At 63.2% G+C, this 18,948-nt stretch carries 17 protein-coding genes; 6 read left to right on the top strand and 11 right to left on the bottom strand.

Features of this window, described 5'->3' with window-relative positions; translation table 11 throughout:
* Position 1: 1 nt before the first annotated feature.
* The 5 genes from BS630_RS26665 to BS630_RS26685 are packed head-to-tail and all read left to right on the top strand — an operon-like array spanning position 2 to position 4,475.
* Positions 2–844 carry a carbohydrate ABC transporter permease gene (locus tag BS630_RS26665; RefSeq protein ID WP_025398533.1) on the top strand — a complete coding sequence of 281 codons (843 nt, stop codon included), beginning with the start codon at positions 2–4 and terminating at the stop codon, positions 842–844.
* Positions 844–1,899 carry an ABC transporter ATP-binding protein gene (locus BS630_RS26670; RefSeq protein ID WP_025398534.1) on the top strand — a complete coding sequence of 352 codons (1,056 nt, stop codon included), beginning with the start codon at positions 844–846 and terminating at the stop codon, positions 1,897–1,899. Before BS630_RS26665 ends, BS630_RS26670 begins: the two co-directional genes overlap by 1 nt.
* A complete protein-coding gene (locus tag BS630_RS26675; protein WP_077979792.1) occupies positions 1,899–2,678 on the top strand; it encodes a glycerophosphodiester phosphodiesterase in 780 nt (259 codons plus the stop codon). The genes BS630_RS26670 and BS630_RS26675 overlap by 1 nt, the downstream gene beginning before the upstream one ends.
* A complete protein-coding gene (locus BS630_RS26680) occupies positions 2,662–3,666 on the top strand; it encodes a LacI family DNA-binding transcriptional regulator (RefSeq protein WP_025398536.1) in 1,005 nt (334 codons plus the stop codon). The genes BS630_RS26675 and BS630_RS26680 overlap by 17 nt, the downstream gene beginning before the upstream one ends.
* Positions 3,666–4,475, top strand: coding sequence for an inositol monophosphatase family protein (locus tag BS630_RS26685; RefSeq protein ID WP_025398537.1), 810 nt, complete (start codon positions 3,666–3,668; stop codon positions 4,473–4,475). The genes BS630_RS26680 and BS630_RS26685 overlap by 1 nt, the downstream gene beginning before the upstream one ends.
* Positions 4,476–4,524: 49 nt before the next feature.
* On the opposite strand, the gene BS630_RS26690 is transcribed toward BS630_RS26685, so the two are convergent.
* The 11 genes from BS630_RS26690 to BS630_RS26740 form a co-directional block, all read right to left on the bottom strand.
* Positions 4,525–6,180, bottom strand: coding sequence for a sensor domain-containing diguanylate cyclase (locus BS630_RS26690; RefSeq protein WP_025398538.1), 1,656 nt, complete (start codon positions 6,178–6,180; stop codon positions 4,525–4,527).
* Positions 6,181–6,361: 181 nt separating this feature from the next.
* The gene (locus BS630_RS26695) at positions 6,362–7,225 is read right to left on the bottom strand and encodes a glycerophosphodiester phosphodiesterase (RefSeq protein WP_170269305.1); all 864 of its coding nucleotides are present in this window, start codon (positions 7,223–7,225) and stop codon (positions 6,362–6,364) included.
* Between the two features lie 71 nt (positions 7,226–7,296).
* Positions 7,297–8,391, bottom strand: a complete 1,095-nt coding sequence (locus BS630_RS26700; protein ID WP_077979793.1) for an aminotransferase class V-fold PLP-dependent enzyme — start codon at positions 8,389–8,391, stop codon at positions 7,297–7,299.
* A gap of 11 nt (positions 8,392–8,402) precedes the next feature.
* Entirely contained in the window at positions 8,403–9,185 is a 783-nt protein-coding gene (locus BS630_RS26705) for an ABC transporter ATP-binding protein (RefSeq protein ID WP_077979794.1), read from the bottom strand.
* The gene (locus tag BS630_RS26710; RefSeq protein ID WP_077979795.1) at positions 9,185–9,976 is read right to left on the bottom strand and encodes an ABC transporter ATP-binding protein; all 792 of its coding nucleotides are present in this window, start codon (positions 9,974–9,976) and stop codon (positions 9,185–9,187) included. Before BS630_RS26710 ends, BS630_RS26705 begins: the two co-directional genes overlap by 1 nt.
* Positions 9,973–10,806, bottom strand: coding sequence for an ABC transporter permease (locus tag BS630_RS26715; protein ID WP_025398543.1), 834 nt, complete (start codon positions 10,804–10,806; stop codon positions 9,973–9,975). Before BS630_RS26715 ends, BS630_RS26710 begins: the two co-directional genes overlap by 4 nt.
* The gene (locus tag BS630_RS26720; RefSeq protein ID WP_025398544.1) at positions 10,803–11,792 is read right to left on the bottom strand and encodes an ABC transporter permease; all 990 of its coding nucleotides are present in this window, start codon (positions 11,790–11,792) and stop codon (positions 10,803–10,805) included. Before BS630_RS26720 ends, BS630_RS26715 begins: the two co-directional genes overlap by 4 nt.
* 40 nt (positions 11,793–11,832) lie before the next feature.
* Entirely contained in the window at positions 11,833–13,443 is a 1,611-nt protein-coding gene (locus tag BS630_RS26725) for an ABC transporter substrate-binding protein (protein WP_077979796.1), read from the bottom strand.
* Positions 13,444–13,660: 217 nt separating this feature from the next.
* Entirely contained in the window at positions 13,661–15,058 is a 1,398-nt protein-coding gene (locus BS630_RS26730; RefSeq protein ID WP_077979797.1) for an LLM class flavin-dependent oxidoreductase, read from the bottom strand.
* A 17-nt stretch (positions 15,059–15,075) separates the two neighbouring features.
* Positions 15,076–16,137, bottom strand: coding sequence for an ABC transporter permease (locus tag BS630_RS26735; RefSeq protein WP_025398547.1), 1,062 nt, complete (start codon positions 16,135–16,137; stop codon positions 15,076–15,078).
* Positions 16,134–17,618 (bottom strand): sugar ABC transporter ATP-binding protein, encoded by a 1,485-nt coding sequence (locus tag BS630_RS26740; RefSeq protein ID WP_025398548.1) that lies wholly within the window; start codon positions 17,616–17,618, stop codon positions 16,134–16,136. Before BS630_RS26740 ends, BS630_RS26735 begins: the two co-directional genes overlap by 4 nt.
* A gap of 235 nt (positions 17,619–17,853) precedes the next feature.
* Between BS630_RS26740 and BS630_RS26745 the strand changes: the two genes are divergently transcribed.
* Entirely contained in the window at positions 17,854–18,900 is a 1,047-nt protein-coding gene (locus tag BS630_RS26745; RefSeq protein ID WP_077979798.1) for a substrate-binding domain-containing protein, read from the top strand.
* Positions 18,901–18,948: the final 48 nt, after the last annotated feature.

An 18,948-nucleotide genomic window follows, 5' to 3' on the forward strand; every position in this document is an offset into this window, starting at 1 on the left:
CATGGCCGAACGATCGCAGCCCTCGGCAAATTACCGCAGCTGGCCTGTCATAACGGCGCTGACTATCGTCAGCCTGCCGCTGCTCCTAATGTATGTCTATCTCTTCCTCGACACCGTGACGGTGAAGCAGGCGGACGCGCTGCTGCCTTCGGGCTTGACGCTCAATCACTGGCGCTTCCTGTGGCAGACGACGGAGGGCAAGGCGAACATCTGGCAGGTGACTGTGAATACGTTGCTCTTTGCCGCCTGCACCACCAGCCTCGTGCTCATCGTCTCGTCGATGGCGGGCTATGTTCTGTCGCGGCTGAACGTCCCGGCACGCGGCTTCTTCCTTGCGGGCGTCATGGTGTTGCATGCCTTTCCGTCGGTGACGCTGATCATCGCCATTTTCATCGTGCTCCAGATGATCGGCCTCTACAATTCGCTGATCGGCGTCATCCTGGTTAAGGCGGCGATCGACCTGCCGCTCGGCATCTGGCTGATGAAGGGCTTCTACGACACCGTGCCTTGGGAAATCGAAATGGCGGGCGTCGTCGACGGCGCCTCGCGTTTCCGGGTCTGGCGCAGCCTCGTGCTGCCACAGGTCAAGCCCGGCATCATGGCGCTCGGCCTGTTCTCTTTCCTTTCCGGCTGGGGCGAATTCATCCTGCCGCAGGTGCTGGCGCCTGGTAATCAGGTGCAGGTACTCTCGGTCTATCTCGCCGGCTTCCTCGCCGATGACAACAATTATGACTTCAACATGTTCAAAGCGGTCGGCGTCTTCTACCTCGTTCCGGTGCTGCTCGTTTACGCGCTCTTCAATAACTACCTCATGAACATCTACGGCGGCGGGAGCAAAGGCTGATGCGCATCCTCCTCGACAATTTTTCGAAGAGCTTCGGCTCCACCAAGGTCATCGAGAACATGCGGCTCGAAGTCCGCAACGGCGAGATGCTGGCGTTGCTCGGTCCTTCCGGATGCGGCAAGTCGACGACGTTGTTTGCGGTCTGCGGTATCCACCGGCCGACCGGCGGACGCATCCTCTTCGGCGACCGCGACGTCACCGACCTGCCGAGCCAGGCTCGCAATGTCGGAGTCGTTTTCCAGTCCTATGCGCTCTATCCGCACATGACGGTTACCGAGAACATCGGCTTTCCGCTGAAGGTGAAGGGCATACCGGCCGCCGAAATCCGCAAGGAAGTCGACCGCATCGCCGCCCTCGTTCAGATCGGCAACCTGATGGGCCGCCGGCCAGCCGAGCTTTCCGGCGGCCAACAGCAGCGCGTGGCCCTGGCGCGCGCGCTGATCCGCAAGCCCGATGTGCTGCTGCTCGACGAACCGCTCGCCAATCTCGATGCCAAGCTGCGCCTCGAAATGCGATCGGAAATCCGCCGCCTTCAGCGCGAAACCGGCATCACCGCCATTCTCGTTACCCACGACCAGGTGGAGGCGATGAGCATGTGCGACCGCATCGCCATCATGAAGGAAGGCGAGATCGTTCAGATCGCCACGCCCGCCGAAATGTACAATGATCCGAAGACCGCCTTCGTCGCCGGCTTTCTCGGCAATCCGCCGATCACCTTCCTGCGCGGCGTCGTGGACAAGGGCGCCTTCACAATCCCGCAAAGCGAGATCCGTGTGCCGCTGCCGGATACTGTTGGTGCCGCTGACGGCACCAAGCTGATGCTCGGCGTCCGGCCGGAGCATTTTACGCCGTCAGGCGATATCGCCGTGCCGGGCAAGGTCACCTTTGCCGAAACGCAGGGCCGCGAAAACCTCTACGACGTGGCTCTTGCCGGCGGACCGCTGCTGCGCTCGATCCAGCCGGTGCGCAGCGATATCCATGTGGGCGACGACGTCCGCTGGGCGATCGACAGCCGCGGGGTGTTCATCTTCGACGAAAATGGCAGGAGGCTCTGATGACCCGCGATTTCTCGGCATTTTTCGAGCGTTACGGCTGGCCATTGGGCAAGGGCCGGCTTCCCTTCTGCATCGGCCATCGCGGCGCCAGCGGCCATGAACGCGAGAACACGATCGCTGCTTTCCGCCGCGCCGCCGAACTCGGCGCGGAAATGTGGGAGCTCGACACGCAGCTGACCAAGGACGGCGTGGTCGTCGTCTCGCATGACGATCACCTCGAGCGCGTCTTCGGCATCGACCGCCGCATTTCCGAAATGACGGCGGCAGAGCTCGCCGGTCTCGACGGCGTCGACGTGCCGAGTTTTTCGGAGGTGGCCGCGCTCGGCCGCGAGACCGGGACCGGTCTCTATGTCGAACTGAAGGCACCTGGGACCGGCATGCGCTGCTGGCAGCACCTTGCCGAGATGAACCAGCGTTTCGCCTGTCTCGGCTCCTTCGACACGGCACAGGTGCGCGAACTTAGCGACGCGGCCTGCGATTTCCCGCTTTCGGTGCTGATCCGGGTCGGCCACGATCCGCATGCGCTCGGCGACGAGGCCGGCGCCGATATCCTGCATCTATGCTGGGAGAGGGCAGGCGAACGTCCGCAGGATCTGGTGACCGACGCGCTGATGCGCCGCGCCTTCGATGCGGGCCGCGAAATCGTGCTCTGGCACGAGGAACGGCCGGCCATTCTCGATGACCTCATGAAGCTTCCGGTTCTCGGCATCTGCACGGATTTGCCCGATCTGATGCGGCCATCGGCGGTCAAGGAAAAAGCAGTTGGCAGACAAGGATAAGGGACCGCGCAAGGTAACCTCCTTCGACGTGGCGCGCGTGGCCGGCGTCTCGCGCGCTGCCGTGTCGCGCGCCTTTACGCCGGATGCCAGCGTTTCGCCGAAGACGCGCGAAAAGGTCTACCAAGCCGCCAAGGAACTCGGCTACCGGGTGAACTATCTTGCCCGAAGCCTCACCAACAAACGCTCCGATCTCGTCGGCCTCGTCGCCGCTGGCCTCGACAATCCGTTCCGCACGCTGCAGATCGAAAATCTGGCAAGAGTGCTGCTTGCCCGCAATTTCCGCCCCATCCTGCTCCCGACCTCGCCGGAGGCCGATACCTCGACGGTTATCGGCCAGCTGCTGCACTACGCCGTCTCGGGCGTCATCGTCACCTCGGACGCACCGCCGACCGAGATCTGTGAACAATGCGCAGCCGAGGGCGTGCCGATCGTGCTGATCAACAAGGGCAACGACATTCCCTTCGTCGACCGCATCATCTCCGACGACGACATGGCCGGCCAACTCGCCGCCACCCACCTGATCGACAGCGGCGTGCGAAAGCCCGCCGTGATGGCCGCGCCCGCCATATCCTACACGGCGCGGCGGCGTAGCGAGGCGTTCGTCGCACGCTGCAAACAGCTCAGCGTCGAGCCGGAATTTCTGCATATCAAAATCAACGACTACCGAAGCGGCTATGAAGCGGCCGCCGAACTTGCCGCGTCCGGCATCGACGGACTGTTTTGCGCCAACGACTACATGGCCTGCGGCGTCATCGACCGCGTCATGCAGGGCCGCGGCCGTGATGATGCGCCGCCACTCTCCATCATCGGCCATGACGACATTCCTCAGGCGAGCTGGACCGCTTACGATCTCACGACCATCCGCCAACCCTGCGACGTCCAGGCCGAAAAGACGGTCGACCTGCTGATGAGCCGGATGGCTGAGCCGGAGCTGACGGCGCGTGTCGAATTCACGCCTGTGACACTGATCAGAAGAAGGACCGCCTGATGAATGCCGCATTCGATGCCGCCGCCATCCGCGCACGGGCGGAGGTCGCGATTACCGTTGCCCTCGAGGCCGGACGGGAGACTGCCCGGTTCCGGCGCGACTCGAATTTCGGAACGCTTGCCGTCGAAAACAAGGGATTGCAGGATTTCGTCACCATCGCCGACAAGAATGCCGAGCAGGCGATCCGTGACGGACTGCTCTCGCGTTTTCCGGATGATACTTTCATGGGAGAAGAGAGCGGCGGAAGATCGGGCGAGGGCGGCACCTGGGTCGTCGATCCGATCGACGGCACGACCAACTATATCAGGGGCTTCCGGCACTGGGGCGTCTCGATCGCCTTCGTCGCCGGCGGCAAGGTGGAGATCGGCGTGGTCTACGACGCCGCCGGAGACAAAGTGTTTCACGCCGTGCGCGGCGGCGGCGCCTTCAAGGACGGGCTTCCGGTGCATGCGGCTGCGACCGCCGATCCGGCCAATGCGCTTGTCATTCTCGGCCATTCCCGCAAGACGAGCTTCGACGACCATCTCGCGCTCTCGCGACGGCTCCACGAACGCGGTATGGATTATCGCCGCATGGGCGCGGCCGCGATCGACCTCGTTCGCGTCGCCGAGGGGTCTGCCGATCTCTACTACGAACGCCACCTCAATGCCTGGGACATGCTCGCTGGCGCGCTGATCGCCGAAGAGGCCGGCGCGATGGTGGCGATGCCGCCGGTCGACAGGCTGCTTGCGCAGGGCGGGCCTGTCATCGCCCACTCGCCAGGGCTTGCCGGCGAATTCGCGTTCATCCTCGACATTGAGGGGCTATAGATACACCGTCCCAGAGACGCGATCCGCCCGAATGGCGAAACTGCGAGCGCTACCCAACAACGCGATTGCGACCGCTCTTTTTCGCCGCATAGAGATTCTGATCGGCGATAGCCAAAATCTCGTTCGGAGACTTGGCAGACAGGGTACCGGCAACACCTATGCTGATCGTAACGTGCAGCCCGTTGCAGATCTCGGACCAATCCCACTGTTCAATGGCCGAACGCAGCTTTTCGCAGACATCGGCGGCGCCTCGGGGAGCGCCGGCGAGCAGGACGACGAATTCCTCGCCGCCAAAGCGAACTGCCTGATCGGTAATTCGCAACTGGCTGCGCAATATGGCCCCAATGGTACTCAGGACCCGGTCGCCGATCATGTGAGAGAAGTTGTCGTTGATCGACTTGAAGTGGTCGACATCCAGCATCGCGATGGAATGTGGACGCTTCTCAGACGTCAGTTCCTGAAAGCGGCTGTCGAGATATTTGCGGTTATAGAGCCCGGTCAGCGTGTCCAGATAGACGGCACTGGCAAGGATATCGGTTTGCTCCTGCAATTTCTGATAGGAGGCCTCCAGCGTTTCCGCGCGCTTCGTCTCCGTTTCGGCGACTTCCTTAAACCGCCTGGTTTCATAGTAGATTTCCGCGAGACGTGCGCGCTGCTGGGTTCTCTCGGCGCTATTGCGCAAATAGGCTTGGTGGTATTTTTTATGTGCCGCCAGCGCCGGATCGAACTGTCCCAGCCCCTCATAGGCCTGCGACAGATAAAGATAGATCTGGATACAGGAATCGAAACTGCCGCCGGCGTCGATCAGCTCCACCGCCTCGAGCAGCGGTGACAGGGCTTCTTCGAATTTTCCGGAATTGTTGTAGATCTGGCCCAAGGTGTAGAGATATTGCTGCCTGTCCCTGACATAGCTGTTTTCTTGGAATAACCGGTAGCGGACCATGCACTGGAGCGCCTCGTCATGCTCGCCCAGGTGGCTGTGGAACTCGGCTTTATTGCCGAGACAGATGCGAGCAGCCCAGCTGTCACCGGTTTCAGTTGCGATGTCGAGCGCCTGTTCGGTCAGTTCCAGCGCTCTCACCAGCATCTGGCGTCCTTGTCCCGGCTGGCCGAGCGCCTCCGCGATATATCCGCCTTCCGAATGAGCGCCGCCGAGATTGATCAGCCACCAGCATTCATAGGTCTTGTTGCCGATCGATCTGGCGAGTTCGACGGACCTCTCGCTCATCAAGATGGCCCGGTCGGGCTGCTTGTTGTACCAGAAGATAATTCCAATCACGTTGGTCGCTAGGCTTTGCGCTTTCGGATCTGCTGTCTTGTCGGCCAGATCAAGCGCGCGCGTCGCTTCTTGGATCGCTTCCTCCGGCAAGCCCAATTCCAAGAGCAACCATCCGAAATACGCCCGGGCACAGGATTCTTGTTTGGGCTCCCCGCTCAATTTCCAGAAGTCTACCGCCCGGCGGACATGCGTCAGTCCAAGTTCGGCTTTGCCGATTTGAAAACAGTACCAGGCAATGTCAGTATCGCATTGAGCGGCGAGCCGATCGTCGCCCCGAGTCTTGGCATCAACCAGAATTTCGCCGGCCAGTGTGAGTGCCTCAAGCGAACGGCCTGTACAGCCAAGATGCCACGCGTCCTGCAAGTTGGAATTTGCTTGTCGAGTAATTGTATCGGCATCAACAACTTGCATTTCGGACACCAACATTTGTCTGCTGGCTATGGATAGCATCAGAAGTTTAAAATGATGCAAACTGCAAAAAACATGCAACAAACCCCAGAAACAGGGTATCGAAACCTCTCACACCTTTCGGCATGATGCAGCAATTCGAAGTGCTGCAGCGTCTTTGCGCATCTCGAAAAGACGCGCGGTGCTGTAAGCCGGCCGGTTAATCCGCCATGCGGCGGCGCCAGGCACGTTCGGTCCCCGGCGCCTCATCGGTGGTGATCTGATCCGGTTTCAGCGCCATCAGCGCCGAAAAGCTCCGCCATTCTTCTTCGCTGAAACCGGCCTCCGAATCCTTCAGGGTGAAGGTCCAGGCATCGACACGTTTGCCTTCGTCCTGGCAGAGCGCGATCATATCCAGCCCCGCATTGGCGGCATCAAGGATCAGCGGCCAGTGCAGATAGATCGTGTCCGGTTCGGTCGGGCCGCTGAGGTCGGCGCGCAGTTCCGTCTCGACCGCCTTCCAGCCGTTGGCCATCCTGATATCGTAGAGCTTGTTGGTCGGATCGATGCCGCGCAGGAGATGGGGAAGCTTCTCCTTGACCGCGACGATGAGGTCGAGACTGTCGCCACTGACGATCACCGAGGCTGTGATATCGCGGAAATGCGTGGTCAGATGCGCGACGCCCCTGGCGCCGATCGCTTCGTAGTCGTCCTTCATGTCGAATTGCAGCAATGCGGCTGGATGCGCCGATTGCATCATGGCAGCGAGATCCTCGCTGAGGATCAGCGGCCGGTCGCCCTCCTGCATCCTGATATCGCTGAGGTCACTGACGCTCTTTTCGGCGACCGGTCCATGTCCTGTCGTCTCGCCTTCGAGTTCCTTGTCGTGCAGCACGACGAAACCGCCGTCGGCGCGCACGCGCAGATCGAGCTCCATCGAGGCGCCCGCCGCAAAGCCCTCCGCCATCACTTCGGCTGAGAACAGCGGGTCGGAAAACCGCTTGCGCAGGCGGTGCCATTTCAGGCGGGTGCGATGCCCCTCATGCGAAATCTCCAGCCCCTGCGCATCCAGCAATCTCGTCATCTGCACCAAGTCTCCGCGATGCCACATTCCTGCCCTGACGAACCGTGATGATCAAGAGCCGAATACGGTTTTCATCGGCTATAGGCCGAGGATATCGCCTCCGAAGCGGCTGCTATGTCCGAGGGATGCCCGGCCTGCCTGAGGGCCGCGCCATACGCCACGACATTCGAAAGCACCATCTGGAATCCGGCGCGCGGACCAGTGTGGTTCAGCCGCACGAGACGGGCCGGTGCGGTTCCGACGCCTTCGCTCAGCTCGACCCCGAGCTGCCCGGCGGTTGCGATCAGCGCGGCAGGCTCCAGTGTCTGCGGCACTGGTACCGACGTCACCAGGTTCGAAGCCTTTGCTGCCGGTACCCAGGCCGAGGCTCCGAGTGCGGCAAGCCCTGCCCGTGTCGCCGATGCCGCCAGGGCATGGCGGGCGACGACATTCTCCAGGCCTTCAGCCTCGATGCGGTCGAGCGCCGTCTCCAGCGCGAAGAATTCCAGCGGCGCCGGTGTTCCCGGCAGGCTACGCCGGCCGCCGTCGATCCAGCTCTTCAGATCGGCCAAAGACAAGATCGACTCGCGCGGGGCGCCGTCTCTGAGGATCAGATCCCAGGCGCGGCCGCTGACCGAAATTGCGGACACGCCGGCCGGGCCGCCGAGCGCCTTCTGTGGCCCGATCACCGCGATGTCAATGCCGAGATCGTCGACGTCGAGCTGATGGCCGCCGACCGAGGCGACCGCGTCGACGACGGTGACGATGTTGCGAGCTCGGGCAAGCGCCAGTATCTCGGGCAGGGGGTTGAGAATGCCGCTTGCGGATTCGGCATGGACCAGCGCCAGGACATCGATGTGAGCACCGGCGTCGAGCGCGTTTGCAACGGATTCGATCTCAATCGGCAGGCCCGGTTCGGCGACAACATCCTCAACCGTCGCGCCACCCTGGCGCAGCCATTGCCCGAACCAGCCACCATAGGGGCTGGTGATGATGTTGAGCGCTGAAAGGCCGGGGCGCGCAAGGCTGGCCGCCGCCGCCTCCAGCGCCACCACCGCCTCGGCCTGCACCAGCACTATGTCGTTGCGGCTGTGCAAGATACCGCCAATCCTGTCGGCAAGGACGGCGTAGCGCCCGGCGGGATAGGAGGGCACGCCATGCAGGGGATTCCAATCAAGATCGGACATGGATACTTCCTTCAGCAAGGATCGGTCACGAGACGGGGGACGGCGGCAACGAGTGCGCGGGCGGCCGCCGATTGCGGCGCGGCAACGACCGCCGCTGCCGGTCCGGTCTCGACGATCCGTCCGCCATCCATAACGGCGATGCGGTGGGAGACGGCGCGCACCACGGCAAGATCGTGCGAAATGAACAGACAGGCAATGCCCTGTTCTTTCTGCAGATCGACCAGAAGCTCCAGGATCCTGCCGCGCACGGTCACATCGAGCGCCGAGACCGCCTCATCGAGCACCAGCAGCGAGGGCCGTGTCGCGATCGCCCGCGCAATCGCCACACGCTGCCGCTGGCCGCCGGAGAGTGCCCGCACCGGACGGGCGGCATGATCTGCGGTGAGGCCGACACGCTCGAGTAGCATGATGATCTCGCCGGGGCGCCGATCCTTGCCGGCGATGCCGTGGATGCGAAGCGGATCGTCGAGCACTGCACCAACGCTCGCCAACGGATTGAAGGCGGCGAGCGGATCCTGAAACACCATCTGCATACGCGCCCGCCGGTGGCGCAAAGGCGCACCATTCAGCGCGAGCCAATCCTCTCCCTCGAAGCGAATCGAGCCGGCATCGGCAGCAACAAGCCGTAGCAGGATACGCGATAGCGTCGATTTTCCACTGCCGGAGGCGCCGACGAGACCGAGCGTTTCTCCGGCCGCGATGATAAGCGACACATTATCGAGAGCAGTAATCCGGCGTCCCGCAGACGAAAAACCTTTTGACAGGTTTTCGATGGAAAGCAGCCTGTCGTTCATCACGGCACCTCCGCGATCAGCGGCGGCGTCGCGAGATCGCGATGGCTGGCGATGAGGGCGGCGGTATAGTCGCTCTCAGGCGCCGAAAGCACCGAGCGGACGGGACCTGCCTCGACCAGCCTCGCATTGCGGAAAACGGCGATGCGATCGACGAAGCCCGAGGCCAGCGCGATGTCGTGGGTGATGAAGAGCAGCGTCATGCCATCCTCGCGCACCAGCCCGTCGAGCAGGCGGACGATCTCGGCCTGGACGACGACGTCGAGCGCACTGGTCGCCTCGTCGGCGATCAGCAGTGCCGGCCTCGCGGCAATGGCCGCGGCAATCGCCACGCGCTGGCGCTGGCCGCCGGAGAGCTGATGCGGAAAGGACCGCATCGCCTTGTCGGGCTGCGGTATCCGTACCCGCCCGAGCAGTCCCTCAGCCCTGGCATAGGCCTGTTTCCAGCTGAGGCCGAGATGGCGCCTGGCGCCCTCGGCGATCTGCTCGCCGATCGTCAAAACGGGATTGAGGCTGGAGCCTGGATCCTGGAAGACGAAGCCGAAATCGCGGCCTGGGCGGGGCGGATGGCCAAGGCCGGGCCAAAGTATCTCGCCGCCGACCTTCGTTCCCTCCGGCAGCAGACCGGCAAGCGCGCGGGCAAGCGTGCTCTTGCCGGAGCCGCTTTCGCCGATGATCGCCAGCCTTTCGCCGGCGACGATATCAAGATCGATATCGTCTAGCGCGGCCGCACCGCTGCTGCCGCGCCCATAGGTGACTGAAAGCTGTCGCAGGCTCAAAAAAATGCCGGTCATGCCGCCCTCACGCCATTCTCGCCAAGCGCCTTGCCCAGACCTTCGCTGAAGAGATGGACGCCGAGCACGGTCACGGCGAGTGCAGCACCCGGTATGACCGAGAGATAGGATGCCGAACGCAACACGCTGCGGCCCTCTGCGATCATCGAACCCCAGGTGGCGATATTGGGATTGCCGAGACCCAGGAAGGAAAGCGCTGCCTCGGTGAGGATCGCACCGGCGACGATGGTGGCCGAAAGCGCCAGCACCGGCGGCAATGCGTTCGGCAGGATTTCGCGGAAGGCGATCTCAGCGGGATGCATGCCGATCACCCTTGCCGAAGCGACATAATCCTGCTCTCGGATCGCAAGCACCTGCGCTCTCGTCAACCGCGCCGGATCGGCCCAGGTGCCGAGTGCGATGGCAAGGACGACAATGGGCGTCGACACGCCGATGGTGCTGACGAAAGCGAGGGCGAGCAGGAAAGCCGGCACGATCTGGAAGGCGTCGACCACGCGCATCAGCGCCTCGTCGACGAGCCCGCCGGCAAAACCGGCCGCAAGGCCGACGCAGAGCCCAAGCACCATGGCCGCAAACGCCGCCGCGAGGCCAACGGCAAGCGAGGTCCTGGCACCATAGAGCAGGCCCGCCAACACGTCGCGGCCGAGACGGTCGGTGCCGAGCGGGAAAGCCGGATCGGCGAACGGCGCCAGCAGGGCGTGGCCGGCAATTTTCAGCGGATCGCCCGGCGAAATGACGGGAGCGAGCAGCCCGGCCACAAGCAGAACGAGAAGGATCGCAAATCCTGCCGCACCTTCCGGCGTGCGCAGCAGTCGCCGCAGCCAGCTCATGCGCCGCCCTCCGATGCGCCGATGCGCGGGTCGAGTGCGGCATAGACGAGATCGACGAGGAAATTGACGGAGATGACCAGGACGGCGCTGGTTACGATGATGCCCATCAACAACGGCGCGTCGCGGCCGTTGACCGCCTCCTGCGCCAGCCGCCCGAAGCCCGGGATTGCAAAGATGCTCTCGATCACCACGCTGCCGCCGAGCATGGCCGCCAATTGCAGCCCGAGCATGGTGACGAGCGGCAGCAGAGCATTGCGCGCGACATGGCGCAGCACGATCCGGCTCCGCGACAGCCCCTTGGCTCGGGCGAAGAGCACGAAATCGAGCTTCCAGACCTCGGCCATGCCGCTGCGCATCACCCGCAGAAACAAGGCAAGATAGATCAGCGCCAGCGCGCCGACCGGCAGAACCAGATGATCGGCGATATCGAGCGCCCGCGAAAATCCTGTCTTGCCGGAAGCAATCGTCTCGACGCCGGCGATCGGAAACCAGCGCAGCTTCACCGAAAAGGCGATGCTCAGGACCAGGCCAAGCCAGAAGCTCGGAATGGCATAGACGATCAGCGAGCCGATCGACAGCAGCCGATCCCGCAGGCCGCCCGGCCGCGCCCCGGCAAGGATGCCGAGCGCCGAGCCGAGGCCGAAGGATAGCGCCGTCGCACTGCCCATCAGCAGCAGCGTATTAGGCAGGCGTTCGGCAATGAGCGCACCGACCGGCCGGCCGAAGGCGACCGACCAGCCGAGATCGAAGCGTGCGAGTGAGGAAAAATAGAGCCAGAGGCGCGCGAACATCGATTGGTCGAGGCCGTAGCTCTCGCGCAGCGACTGCCTAAGTGCGGCATCGCCGCCGCCGATCGAGCCGAGATAGGCGTCGACAGCATCGCCCGAGGCTGACTCAAGCAGGAAAAAGGTGAAGACCACCACGATCAGCAGCACTGGAATGCTGCTGATCGCCCTGCGCCTCAGGAGGATGATGGCTCGTTTCACGCCTGACAGGGCCTCTGGAAGGGAATTGCCGCCGATCCTATCACGATTGCAACGCGGTATCGCCCCAGTTCGAGACGGCCCAGCGCGGATTGTCCGCGACGTTGAGCACGCTGTCGCGCGCAACGGTGATGAAGCCCCACTCCGCAACGTTGATCAGCGGCAGGTCGGCTGCGACGAGCTGCTGGAACTTGCGGTAGAGATCGGTGCGCGCCGCCGTGTCGACAGTCTCCGATGCCTGCTTGATGATCTTGTCGAGCTCCGGATTGACGTAGCCGCCCTGATTGGAGAAGGGCACGCCGGCTGGCGTGCCGGACTGGACGAGAATGGTGGTGGAGATCGCCGGATCACCGCGGAAGACCGGCGGACCGACGGCGAGGTCGAAGTCGTGGTCGGTATAGACCGCTTTCTGGTGCGCGGCCGCATCGGCATTGACGATCTCCGCATTGATGCCGATCACCGCGAGCGCCTGGCGAAGGTAATCGCCGAACTGCCGGGTCTCGTTGAAATAGGGCGCGGGGCGAAGCTTCAGCGTAAAGCGGTTGCCGTCTGGCCCTTGTTTGTATCCTGCCTTGTCGAGAATGTCGTTGGCGGCCGCAGGGTCGAACGCATAGGTCGCGACATCGGGTGTATAGAACTCCGGCGCATTCTTCGGCACCGGGCCGGTCGAGGCGGCGGCATAACCGAGGAAGATCGTGTCGACCACGAATTTCTTGTCGATCGCCTGGGCGATCGCCTGCCGCACCCTGAGGTCGGCCAGTTCCTTGCGGCGATGATTGATCTCGACGACGAGCTGGTAGGTCAGGGCCTCATAGCCCTTCGAGATCACCTTGATGCCGGCGACCTTCGAAATACGGTCGAGATCGGCGAGCGGCACCGCGGAGAAGGCGGCAAGCTGGATTTCCTCTGCTTCGAGTGCTGCACCCGCCGACTCGCGATCGGGCAGCACCCGGAAGATGATCTCGTCGAGTTTCGGCTGTTCCTTGTCCCAGTAATTCTCGTTGCGCGTCAGCCGGTAATATTCGCCGGGCTTGTGTTCGGCGAACTTGAACGGACCGGTGCCGATCAGTGTATTGTTAGCCGGGTTGGTGGCGATATCGGTACCGTCGAAAATATGTTTGGCAACGACGCTGGTCACGACAGGCAGGGCGTTGCGGATCAGCTGGAACGGCGTCGGCTTGGAGAAGCGGAAGATGGCGGTGTAATCGTCAGGTGTGTCGACGGCTTCGAGATTGGCGAAAACCAGGCGGCCAAGATTCTGCAGCGGCTTCCAGATGTTGAGCGCGGAGAAGGCGACATCGACTGAGGTAAACGGCTTGCCATCGTGCCAGGTGACGCCGTCGCGGAGTTTGAAGGTGACCGAGAGGCCGTCATCCGAGCCCTCCCAGGAGGTGGCGAGGCGCGGGGAAAGCCCGTCCTTGCCGTCAAACGACGCTTCGGCGAGCGGCTCGATCACCTTGCTTGCGACAAAGAAGACACCGTTCGAGGCGACGATGGCAGGGTTGAGGTTCTTCGGCTCGGAATCGGCCGCAACGATCAGCCGGCCGCCGCCAGACGCGGTCTGCGCAAGCGCCTGCCGGGCGAGGGCCGTCGAGGCAAGCAGCAGGGCAGTGCCCTTCATCAGCGTGCGCCGCGAGATAGATGGTACGGTCATGCCCCCTCCTGGTCGGAACAATTCGCCAGACTATATTCGAAGCGAAAAGATCATTGCGACGGATATTAAATTCAAACGCGCGAGCCGGGCGAGATATTTTTCTGCCCTGTGCGCATTCGCCACTGCATAATTCAAAGAATTATGCAGCAATTCAAAGTGTTACAGCGACCTTTGCGCGTCTAAAAAGACGCGCGACGCTGTAATCAATCACTGCCGGTCAGCCGCCGGCGGCAAGCCTGACCGGTTCTCCGGCGAGGTTGCGATAGGCCGCCCCCGGATGCGGCGCGACGAGCCGCGGCCCCGCTCCCCCGAGTTTTTCCCGCAGCGTTCCCTTGGCGTAGTCGGTCTTGTAGACGCCGCGCTTTTGCAGTTCCGGCACCAGCAGATCGACGGCATCCTCGAAACTCTCGGGTGTCACGGCATAGGCGAGGTTGAAGCCGTCGACATCGGTGTCCTCGATCCATTCCTGCATCAGATCGGCGACCGTTTGCGGCGAGCCGACGAAAACCGGGCCGAAACCGCCGATGCCGACCCACTCGGCCATTTCGCGCACCGTCCATTCCTTGGTGGGATCGATGGTCGTGAAGGTCTCGACGGCCGATTGCACCGCATTGGTATGGCGGTGCCGCAGCACCTCGTCCGGCCCGAACTGGCCGAAATCGATGCCGGTCCAGCCGGAAATCAGCGTCAGCGCTCCTTCGAAGGAGGCGTATTTGCGGTATTCGTTGAACTTCCGCTGCGCCTCCGCATCCATTTCGCCGAGGATGACGGTCTGCAAATTGAAGGCAAGGATTTCTCGCGGGTTGCGGCCGACGCGTTCGGCCGCCTCGCGGACATTGGCGACGTAACGCTTCAGCACCGGTTTCGACGGGGAGGCGACGAAGATGCACTCGGCATGGGCGCCGGCGAAATCCTTGCCGCGGCTGGAGGCGCCGGCCTGGTAGAGCACCGGCGTGCGCTGCGGCGAGGGTTCGCTCAAGTGAATGCCGGGCACGTTGAAATGCTTGCCGGAATGGCGGATCGGGTGGACCTTGTCAGGATGGGTGAAGATGCCGCTTTCCCGGTCGCGGACGACGGCGCCGTCTTCCCAGCTTCCCTCCCAGAGCTTGTAGCAGACCTCGAGATATTCCTCGGCGAGGTCGTAGCGATCGTCATGCTTCGTCTGCGCCGGCTGGCCGATATTGAGCGCACCGCTGTTGAGGTAGGAGGTGACAATATTCCAGCCGACGCGCCCCTTGGTCAGATGGTCGAGCGTCGAGATGCGGCGGGCGAAGGTATAGGGATGCTCGAAGGAGAGCGACGCCGTCAGGCCGAAGCCGAGATGCTCGGTCTCGTAGGCCATGGTGGGGATGAGCTGCAGCGGGTCGTTGACCGGCACCTGCGCCGAATGGCGAAGTGCAGCATCGACGTTGCCGTTCAGCACATCGTAGACGCCGAGCACGTCGGCGATGAACAGCCCGTCGAACTTGCCGCGCTCCAGCGTCTTTGCCAGATGCACCCAGTAGTCGAGATCCTTGTAGGTTGAGGACTTGTCGCGCGGATGGCGCCAGAGCCCCGGCGACTGGTGTCCGACGCAATTCATATCGAAGGCGTTCAGCCTGATTTCGCGGGTCATGTCTTTCTTCCTTGGAATTAGGGATTGCTGCGGCCGAGGCCGTAGGTCAGCGCCAACGCGCCGACGAGCACGGCGCCCTTGACGAAATCCTGGGTGTAATAGGGAGCGTTCAGCATGGTGAGGCCGTTCAGCAGCACGCCGACGAAGACGGCGCCGGCGATGGTGCCGAGCACGTTAGGACGCCTGAGATTGAAGACGGCAAAGCCGATCAACGCGGCGGCGACCGAATCCATCAGCAACGAGCCGCCGGACGAGATGTCACCACGCCCGACGCGGGCGGCGATGACAACGCCGCCGAGCGAGGCCAGCGTGCCCGATAGGACATAGGCGAGCGTCTTCAGCCGCACCGTCGAGGCGCCGGCAAGCCGGGTCGCGACCTCGTTGCCGCCGGTCGCAAACAGCAGCCGGCCGATGCGGGTGCGTTCGGTGAGAATGAAGAGTGCGATGGCGACCACCGCCATCAGCACCACGGCAACTGGCAGGGTGCCGAGGATGCTGTAGCGGCCGATCAGCAAAAAGGCGGGGTCGAAAGCGCCGGTCGCCTTCGAGCCGTCGGGCAGGGTGAGGCCGGCCGAAATCGACCGGCCGGCGGTCGGGATCAGCTGCAGGCCGGAAAGCAGGAACATCATCGCCAGCGTCGCCAAAAGATCCGGCACCTTCAGGCGCACGATGAGGAAGGCGTTGACGAGGCCGACCAGAGCGCCAAAGGCGAGCACCAGCGGTACCGTCGCATAGGCATCAAGATGCCAGACGATCATCGCATAGCTGGCCGCCATCACGCTGGATGCGGCGACTGCGCCGATCGACAGGTCGAAACCGCCGACCGCCAGCGTGACGGTGACTCCGGCGCCGAGAATGGCGACGACGGACACCGCCTGCAGGATGCTCATCAGATTGGCGATATTGATGAAGGCGGGCTCGGCGACGGTGAAACCGACGACGAGCAGCGCAAGCAGGATGAACACCGCGCCCGCCCGGAGGAACGCCCCGAGTGCTGCAAGACGACCGCTATCGGCTTGCGGCGACGCCTTTGGCCGGGCACTTGCCTGTGGAAGAGTGTCGTCGTCGATCGTCGTCATGCGGATATTCCCTGAATGGCGGAGGCAAGAGCGGCCCCCTCTGCCGCGGGCCTCAACACGTGGCGGTCGATGACGAGGATGCGATCTGCCACCTCATAGGCTTCCTCCGGGTCGGAGGTCGCAATCAGCGTCGCCCGATCCCTGCGGGCGCGGATTGCCCGGATGATGTCATGACGGGCGCCGACGTCGACACCCTGGAAAGGTTCGTCGAGCAGCAGCAGCCGGCTCGGTTCCGCCTCCCAGCGGGCGATCACCGCCTTCTGCTGGTTGCCGCCGGAGAGCGACCAGACCGAGGCGAGCGGGCCCGGGGCCTTGATACCGAGACGAGTGATCGCCTGTTCGGCCTCGCGTCGTTCACGGCCGCCGACAAGGAAACCGCGCGGATACCATTTGCCAAGATGCGGCAGGCTGATCGTCGCCGACAGCGAATGGCCGGGCCATGCCGGCGGCATCAGCGAAGAACGATGACGGTCTTCGGCCGCCATCGCCACACCTGCGGCGATCGCCTCGGCCGGACCTTTCGGCCGGTAGGGCCGACCGCCGAGGAACATCGCACCGCCGGCAAGCGCCGCCACCCCGAAGATCGCCGACAGCAGCCGGCTCTTGCCGGCGCCGAGCACACCGGTCACCGCCACCACCTCGCCCTCATGCAATGACAGATCGAAGGATGCGGCCTCAGAGAGCAAGCGGGCATTGCGCATCTCGAAAATCGCCGGACCAATCGCAGGCCGCGCATCCGGCCGGGCCGCATCTAGTCTGCGGCCGATCATCGTCTCGATGGCGCTCGAAAAATCGATCGGCCGCGAGAAGGTGCCGACGACGCGGCCGCCGCGCATGACGAGCGCGCGGTCGGCGATGGCTTCGAGATCGGCGGTGCGGTGCGAGATATAGAGGATCGCCAGGCCCCGCTTGCGAAGCTTCAGCAGAATATCGAAGAGGCGGCGGCTTTCCTCTCCGGAAAGGCTCGCCGTCGGCTCATCGAGGATGAGGAGGTCGGCACGGTTGGCAAGCGCCCGGGCGATCGCCACCAGCTGCCGATCGGCGCTGGCGAGGTCCCCGAAATCACGGTCCAGCGGCAGGCTAAAGCCGGCGGCATCGAGCATGGACTGCGCGGCACGGCGGATGCCGGCACGCGAGACGAAGAAAGGTGTGCTGCGGTCGGCGAGGCGATTGAGCAGCAGCGCGTCGGCAACGGACAGACCGGCCGCGCCGACGAGATCCGTCGACTGATGCACCGTGACGACACCGGCCCTTGCCGCTTCGGCCGGGCTACGCGGCGCAAAGTCGCGGCCATCGAGTCTGACCATGCCGCCATCGGCCGGAAGCACGCCGGAAAGGATCTTGACCAGCGTCGATTTGCCCGCGCCGTTTGCGCCCATAAGCGCCACGATCTCGCCGCGTTCCATAGAAAAATCAGCGCCGGCAAGCGCCCGCGTCGACCCGAAACTGCGGGCGATATTGTCAATGTGAAGAAGCGGCATCGATAAAGGTCCGGGACTGCAATCGAAGCCGGAGTGTGCCCTGTCTGGGCGGTCGAACTCCAGGCACGCCTTTCCCCCTCGAACTGCCCTCGGGAAACAAAGAATCTCCCACAGCCCATAAAATCGGATCATTTAATCTATTAAAAACATAGATATTATATCTAATAATCCGATGCGTCGCGAGGGCTGCCAGACCTGTCAGACGACGCTCCCGATTGCTAAAAGGAACGCGACGATGAAATCCCTCGCACGGCTCGCACTGTCTGCCGCCGTCATTCCGTTCATTTTCATTCAAGGCGCAAAAGCCGACGGTCTGTCCGGCGCTCCCGCCCCTTTCGACAAGGGCGGCGTTAAAGTAGCACTGATCAGCTACATCTCGGCCGGTGACTTCTTCCAGGCCTATCAGGCGGGGGCTGAAGCCCAGGCCAAGGCGCTGGCTATCGACCTGCGCATCTTCCCCGGCCGGCAGGATGCCGCCGAGCAGCGCGAGCAGATCCTGCAGGCGATCAATCTCGGCGTCTCCGGCATCGTCATCGACCACGGTCTGCCGGAATCGCTCGGCGACGTCGTGCAGCAGGCGCTCGACAAGGGCATCAAGGTCGTGGCCTTCGACGTCAACCTCAACAACCCCAAGATTCCGCAGGTGGAGCAGAGCGATCACGAACTCGCGTCACTGGCGCTCGAGCAGGTGGTGAAGGACAACGGCAACAGCTTCAGCGCCGGTTATGTCTATGTCGCGGGCTTTGCGCCGCTCGACCGCCGCAACGAAGTCTGGGACAAGTTCAAGTCGGACAATAAAGGCGTGGTCGAAAAGGCCCGTTTCGGCAATGTCAGCGACACGACGGCGACTTCGACCGCCGATCAGGCGAAGGCCGTGCTGACCGCCAATCCCGATATATCGGTCGTCTTCGCCCCCTATGACGAGTTCGCCCGCGGCGTGAAGCTCGCCGCCAACGATCTCGGCATAGCAAGCAAGCTCAAGATCTATTCGGCCGACGTCTCGACGGCCGATATCCAGGAAATCACCGAGGAAGGCAGCCCTTGGGTCGCGACCGTCGCGACCAATCCTGCCGTCGTCGGCGCCGTCTCCATTCGCGCCGCAGCACTCGAAATTGCCGGGCAGACGGTTCCCCACCAAATCACCGTGAAGCCGACGCTTCTGACGCAAGAAAGCCTGCGCGCAGCCGGCGTCAAGACGATCGAGGAGCTGGCCGAAAGGATCCCGGCCTTCAGCACGAGCGATGCGGCGACCGCCAGCTGGATCCCGGACAAGCTGTTCTGAGAACTCGCACTTCGATCCTTCCGGCGGAAGCGTGCGGCTCCCGCCGGA

Origin of the sequence: Rhizobium laguerreae, from assembly GCF_002008165.1 — a bacterium.
In the GTDB taxonomy this organism is placed as follows: Bacteria; Pseudomonadota; Alphaproteobacteria; order Rhizobiales; family Rhizobiaceae; genus Rhizobium; species Rhizobium laguerreae.